The 6,263-nt window shown below is 36.2% G+C and carries 10 protein-coding genes; 6 read left to right on the top strand and 4 right to left on the bottom strand.

From position 1 onward, the window contains the following. From ACQR30_RS09695 to ACQR30_RS09680, 4 genes are all read right to left on the bottom strand, one after another. A partial coding sequence (locus ACQR30_RS09695) for a GIY-YIG nuclease family protein (protein ID WP_429734474.1) occupies positions 1-186 on the bottom strand: 186 nt, incomplete at its 3' end. Between the two features lie 6 nt (positions 187-192). Next, on the bottom strand, positions 193-624 hold the full coding sequence (locus ACQR30_RS09690; RefSeq protein ID WP_429734472.1) for a MarR family winged helix-turn-helix transcriptional regulator: 432 nt from the start codon (positions 622-624) through the stop codon (positions 193-195). 72 nt (positions 625-696) lie between these two features. Beyond that, positions 697-1,674, bottom strand: coding sequence for a GlxA family transcriptional regulator (locus ACQR30_RS09685; protein WP_429734470.1), 978 nt, complete (start codon positions 1,672-1,674; stop codon positions 697-699). A 246-nt stretch (positions 1,675-1,920) separates the two neighbouring features. Then, positions 1,921-2,451, bottom strand: a complete 531-nt coding sequence (locus ACQR30_RS09680; protein WP_429734468.1) for a DUF1697 domain-containing protein — start codon at positions 2,449-2,451, stop codon at positions 1,921-1,923. 200 nt (positions 2,452-2,651) lie between these two features. Here ACQR30_RS09680 and ACQR30_RS09675 point away from each other — a divergent pair, with 200 nt between their 5' ends. The 6 genes from ACQR30_RS09675 (at position 2,652) to ACQR30_RS09650 (ending at position 6,258) form a co-directional block, all read left to right on the top strand. Next, positions 2,652-2,993 carry a YciI family protein gene (locus tag ACQR30_RS09675; RefSeq protein ID WP_429734466.1) on the top strand — a complete coding sequence of 114 codons (342 nt, stop codon included), beginning with the start codon at positions 2,652-2,654 and terminating at the stop codon, positions 2,991-2,993. 44 nt (positions 2,994-3,037) lie between these two features. Next, positions 3,038-4,273: an RNA polymerase sigma factor gene (locus ACQR30_RS09670; RefSeq protein WP_429734464.1), complete on the top strand. Its 1,236-nt coding sequence runs from the start codon at positions 3,038-3,040 to the stop codon at positions 4,271-4,273. 103 nt (positions 4,274-4,376) lie between these two features. Then, a complete protein-coding gene (locus tag ACQR30_RS09665; RefSeq protein WP_429734462.1) occupies positions 4,377-4,895 on the top strand; it encodes a DinB family protein in 519 nt (172 codons plus the stop codon). After that, positions 4,892-5,317 (top strand): VOC family protein, encoded by a 426-nt coding sequence (locus ACQR30_RS09660; RefSeq protein ID WP_429734460.1) that lies wholly within the window; start codon positions 4,892-4,894, stop codon positions 5,315-5,317. The genes ACQR30_RS09665 and ACQR30_RS09660 overlap by 4 nt, the downstream gene beginning before the upstream one ends. Before the next feature lie 24 nt (positions 5,318-5,341). Further along, complete coding sequence (locus ACQR30_RS09655) at positions 5,342-5,806, top strand: VOC family protein (protein ID WP_429734458.1); 465 nt, start codon at positions 5,342-5,344, stop codon at positions 5,804-5,806. Between the two features lie 32 nt (positions 5,807-5,838). Beyond that, the gene (locus ACQR30_RS09650; RefSeq protein ID WP_429734456.1) at positions 5,839-6,258 is read left to right on the top strand and encodes an SRPBCC family protein; all 420 of its coding nucleotides are present in this window, start codon (positions 5,839-5,841) and stop codon (positions 6,256-6,258) included. Positions 6,259-6,263: the final 5 nt, after the last annotated feature.

The raw sequence follows: 6,263 nt of genomic DNA, 5'->3' as shown, positions 1-6,263 counted from the left end.
AGCTTGCAATTCTTTATAAGGATGCATACCATTTTTTAGTTGAAAATGAAGTGAGTTCCAAACCGTATTTAAAGAACTACTGGCCCCAATAAAACGTCTATTATTCACCTTATTTCTTAGTTGAAATATACCCATCGGCTGCTTCAGTTCTTTGTACATTTGTTTGAGCTCTTTTTTATTTCCCATAGAATATTAATTTATGGAGCCACCCAACTCAATTAACAATTTTGTCGCTTCTTCCATTCTTTTAGTATCCCCTTGAAACATATAATTGGCAGCTGCTTCGGCGGTTGCAGTAGCCTCTTTCAAAATACGTTGACCTCCTTTAGCTAGCTTCACATACCTTACGCGAGCGTCTCTTTCAGCCGCTTCACTTTTTACCATCCCTATTTTTTCAAGAGGAGCCAATAGTCTTGTAACACCAGAAGCTGTGAGACCTACCTTTTCTGCAAGGTCAATTCTTCTCAATCGTCGTTCTGGCGCATTGTTTAAATGCAATAGAATCATAAGATCGTTGAGGCTTACACTATGTAAACACAGTTTAGCATCAAATCGTCGCCCCATGACCGCTTGCACCATAGTAAGATTGAGAAAGAATTTTAAAACCGGATCAATTGTTTGCATGTACTTGAATTATACTTGACTAGTCAAATAAAAAGCAAATATATTCATTCCTTACAAAAATCAAAATATTTTCTAATTGGCCACTATGGCCTTGTATTTATTTTTGTATTCAAGAGGAGAAATTCCGGTAATTTTTTTGAATGTATTTCTAAAGGCTTTTGTATCAATGTAACCTACGTCGTACATGACTTCTGTCACATTTTTTAGTGGATTTTCAAGGCTTTTTTTGGCCATTTCTATTTTTACACGTTGCATATATTCCGTGGCCGTATTAGCAGTCGCCTTTTTAAAACGGCGCTCAAAATTTCTTCGACCAATGGACAGCATGGACGACAACTGCTCAATGGTAATTTTATCCTGATAATTTTTTTCAATAAACTCTTGTGCTGTTTTTATGGCTTTGTCTTCGTGGTCTTTTTGTCCCTGAAAAATAGTAAAGGGCAATTGGTTTTCACGGTCAATTTCAATGGCGAAAACTTTAGCTGCCAATAAAGCAATTTCACGTCCGGCATATTTTTCAATTAGATACAAAATTAAATTAAGATAAGAGAATGCACCACCGCTGGAATAAAAACCGTTTTCATCGGTGATAATCTTTTCGGTTACCAGTTCAACATCGGGAAACATTTTGCGAAAAGCATTTTCGGCCATCCAATGTGTCGCACATTTTTTGCCCTTCAACATTCCGGTAGAAGCTAGTAAGAAAGCACCGAGACAAAGGCTTGCAACTTCCGCCCCCTTGTTGTATTGATCTTTTATCCAGGGAATAAAATCTTTGTTTTTTTCCAGGGCGAGTTGCATATCGCCCTCAATGGCTGGAATAATTATCAAATCAGTTTGCTTTGCTTCACTTATTAATGCGTTTACATTGATTGTAAATAACCCCCCGCTTACTTTTACTTGACGCGAAAGACCCACTAATTCCACCTGAAATAATGAAGGTGATTGCTTGGATTTCATAAATTCGTTCACCTGCATAAATAGCTGGCGCGCTCCTTCCAAACTGCCTAAAATAGCAAACTCCGGTACCAAAATAGATATGTGTTTCATAGATACACCATTTTTATTCTATATAAAGATAGAAAAAAAAGCCCCAATTCTCCTCCCCTTGATTATAGTTAAAATATACATTTTTTAGAAGAAAATCTAAAAAGAGACATTTCTCAAACTTTTGTTAACCTTCTACCCCTGAATAATGTGGCAATATCAATACCTAAAAAACTATCTGAAAACATGTTGTCTATATGGAGACCCTGCATTGCTCATTTTCACATTTAGATATTCAAAAAGTTCATATTAGAGACATTTAGCCATTATTTTCTCAATCGTATTGCTATTTCTACTGGTAATAAAGTGTTTTGTGCCAACTTTGCCAAGATACTTTCCGAAAGTACTATCTAATGTATTGCCCTTCAACACCCGCCAATAAACTGCATTTTTCCCAATCTGTATCTCTTCAATCTTTCTATCTAAAATGCCAGAATCTTTTACCAGTTCTTTTTCAAAACCTTCTTTTGTAAAAACAATATAACGATGAAATGCAGGGTCATTTATTTTAAACGGAGACCCTTGAAGAATACCTTCTAGTTCTTCTGGAGTAATTGCTAACACCCTTGCAGCATAAGCAAATGTTGCAGAGAGAAGTGCCTCTATCTTCTGTTGCAGCTTCTCAGCTTTAACTTCATAAGTTTCCAAAATTACATTGCCGGTTTGCAAAACAGTTTGTACTTCTTTATAACCTGCCTTTTCAATACAAGCTTTCAAGTCAGCCATTTTAATAGTCCTGCCCCCTACATTTACACCACGTAGAAAAATAATATATTGCATAAGTAATGGAGTTTTTTTTCAAAAATAAATTAAAAGCACGGGGTGAGCTCATTTGTGTGGAAAAGTAGAAAAATTAGATGGCAGTTCTTAAATAAACATTATTTTCACAGCCAATATTATTTTGAAATATTTAAGCAAATGTGTCCAATCTCGTTTGCCTCAGTTGTTATTTGTTTTTAATAATTAAAATGATGAAAACAATGAAAGAATTCTTATTTATTTACAGACGGGATGCCAATAATATCCCTAAAGGTTCTCCTGAAGAAATGCAGGCCGAAACCAAACGCTGGATAGATTGGATTGGCGGTATTGCCGCACAAAACAAATTAGTGGATAGAGGCAACCGCTTGGAGCTAACAGGAAAAGTCTTAAAAAGCGCAACTATTATTACAGACGGTCCCTATGCAGAAACCAAAGAATCTATTGGAGGTTATTCCATTGTAAAAGCCGACTCCATTTCAGAGGCCTGCGAAATTGCCAAGGGATGTCCAGGCTTTTCCAACGGTGGCAGCGTGGAAGTAAGGGAGATTAGTGAAATGTAATTTTGCCAGTCAAAGCTTTCGTAGAATTACGAAAGCTTTATCTTATGAATGAAGAAAAATTAATTCCACATTTATTTCGAACGGAGTACAGGAAAATAGTTGCCGTACTTTGTAAAACTTTTGGCATGCAACATATCGAACTGGCAGAAGATATTGCAAGCGATACTTTTTTACGAGCTACAGAACTCTGGAGTATTAAAGGTATACCCGATAATCCCAACGCGTGGCTCTATACCGTGGCAAAAAATAAGGCGAGGAATTATTTGAAGCGGGATAAGATTTTATCCGAAAAAATAATTCCACAATTAAAATTTTCGCACGCCATTTTGGAAGAAACAGAGATTGATTTAAGTGAGCAGAATATTAAGGATAGCCAATTGCAGATGATATTTGCCATTTGCCATCCTTCGATTACGGCGGAAGCACAAATAGCTTTGGCATTACGCATACTTTGCGGCTTCAGTATTGAGGAAATTGCTTCAGCTTTCCTGACCAATAAAGAAACGATTAACAAAAGATTGTTCAGAGCAAAAGAAAAGTTACGTCTAAAAAAGATTGAGATTACTTTACCTTCTCCAATTGAAATTGACGCCAGGCTAGATATGGTATTAAGGACATTGTATTTATTGTACAACGAGGGATATTATACATCGCAGAGAAAAAATATTTTAGCAAAAGAGCTTTGTCATGAAGCGATGCGTCTAACTTATTTACTCATTGAAAATGAGCCAACCAATCTTCCCAACGTGAGTGCTTTACTTGCGCTAATGAGTTTTCATGCTTCTCGCTTTGAGGCACGAATAAATGAAAAAGGAGAATTTATTTTATACGATGATCAAGACGAAACACTTTGGGACAAAGATCTAATAAGGCAAGGAGAATATTTCTTACAACAATCCTCCGAAGGAAATCAATTTTCCAAATACCATTTGGAAGCCGGAATTGCATACTGGCACACACACAAAGAGGATACAAAAGAAAAATGGGAAAATATTTTACGATTATACAATGAGTTACTGATATTGGAATATTCACCTGTGGTTGCGATGAACAGAACATTTGCCTTGTCAAAAGCCAACAATGTTGAAGAGGCTATTGATCAAGCGGAAAAATTAAAACTCACTCAAAATCATCTGTATTATACCTTGCTAGGTCAACTTTATAAAGAAAAAGACGTTCACAAAGCTGCAGCCTGTTTCATAGAAGCATTGCGATTAGCCAAAACGCCTGAAGACAAGCGGCTTATCCAAGGCAAAATAGACAAGTTAGGATTCCATTAGTTTTTTTTCTTGCCGCAATCACCCCCTAAAATTGCCGTATTTACACAGCCGCAGACAAAAATGGGGAGATTAACTTCGCTATATTATTAAAACGGAATGAAAAATGTCGAAGTCAAAAACTGAAGTAATCAATGCTTTTAAAGATGTAACAAATGAACTTTTAGCATTATTAAATTCAAAAGGAGAAACGCAACTCAATCTAAAACCTTTTGAAGGCAGTTGGTCAGTAGCACAGGTGGGTGAACATTTATACAAGAGTTATGCTTTTGTTGAAATATTAAACGGTCATACAAAAAGTACAGAAAGACCCCCTGACGAAAAAGTCGCAATGGGCAAAGCACTCTTTGAAAATTTTGAGTTAAAATACAAATCTTCTGAATCTATCTCACCGTCAATTACGCCGATAGAAAAAGAAAAATTGACGAGTGGCTTAAAAAAAATAATCGCGCAAATCATCGAAACAGTTGAAAAAAAAGATATTTTACTTATTTGCACGGATTTTGCAATTTCGCAATATGGAGAATTTACAGGGCTGGAATGGGTATGGTTTAATATTTATCACACTAGAAGACACGTACAACAAATAAAAAATATTTTTTCAACTTTAAATTCAAAAAAATGAAAATGATTAACCCCTATTTGAATTTCGACGGGAATACTGAAGAAGCCTTTAACTTTTACAAATCAGTTTTTGGTGGCGAATTTTCGACAATAATGCGTTTTGGCGATACACCGGAAGCAGAAAATGTATCTGAAAGAGATAAAAATAAAATAATGCATATTGCATTGCCTTTAGGCAACCGTCAGGTATTGATGGGAACGGATGCTTGTGAATCCATGGGGCATCAATTAAAAATAGGCAACAACTCTTTTATGGCTCTTGCTGCCGAAAGCGAGGCTGAGGCTCATGAATTTTTTTCCAAACTTTCTGTTGATGGAAATATACAAGTTCCTATTGACAAAATGTTTTGGGGTGGTTTATTCGGGCAACTCACCGATAAATTTGATATGCAATGGATGATTACTTTTGATAAGAATATGTAATTAAAAACTTTTAAAGTCACTATCATGCAAAGAACAAAAATCTGTCTTTGGTTTGATGGGCAAGCCGAAGAAGCAGCCAATTTTTATACAAGCGTTTTTAAAAACTCTGCCATTACACATATCGCACGTAATCCTGATAATTCACCGGTAGGTGTTCAAGGATCCGTATTAACGGTAAGCTTTAATTTGGACGGACAAGAATATTTTGCTTTAAATGGAGGAAACGCTTTTCAGTTTACGGAAGCTATTTCCGTGATGGTCAATTGCGATTCTCAGGAAGAAATAGACTATTACTGGAGTAAACTTTCAGAGGGTGGAAAGGAGGTCGAATGCGGCTGGGTAAAAGACAAGTTTGGGCTTTCATGGCAAATTATACCGAGCAAATTGACGGAACTCTTAAGCAGCGGAGATGTAGAAAAATCAAACAGAATATTTCACGCGATCTGGAAAATGAAAAAGATAATTATTGCCGATTTGGAAAATGCTTAATAAAGGAATAAATCATTCAAATAGTAACCACTATGGAGAAAAATAAATTAATATCTGTCGAAACAGTCGTAAATCTAGACGCTGCCAAAGTTTGGAACTATTGGACCATCCCGGATCACATTGTCAAATGGAACAAGGCTTCTGAAGATTGGCACACAACGCAAGCCAAAAGCGACTTACGAGCGGGGGGAGTATTTCTTTGTAGAATGGAAGCCAAAGATGGTAGTTTTGGCTTTGACTTTGGCGGTGTTTATAACGAAATTACGACGAACAAACATATTGCTTACACAATTGACGATGGCAGAAAAGTGATTATTGACTTCGCAGAGTTACATGGGAAAACAAAAATTGTAGAAACCTTTGAGGCTGAAAATATCAACTCAATTGAGCAACAACGGCAGGGTTGGCAAAGTATTCTTGACAATTTTAAAAAGTATGCAGAAAATAATTAAAAAAA

Source organism: Arachidicoccus sp. (assembly GCF_050436765.1).
Taxonomy (GTDB): Bacteria; Bacteroidota; Bacteroidia; order Chitinophagales; family Chitinophagaceae; genus Arachidicoccus.
Note: the sequence above shows the minus strand (reverse complement) of the source record. Positions and strands in the feature narration are given on the sequence as shown.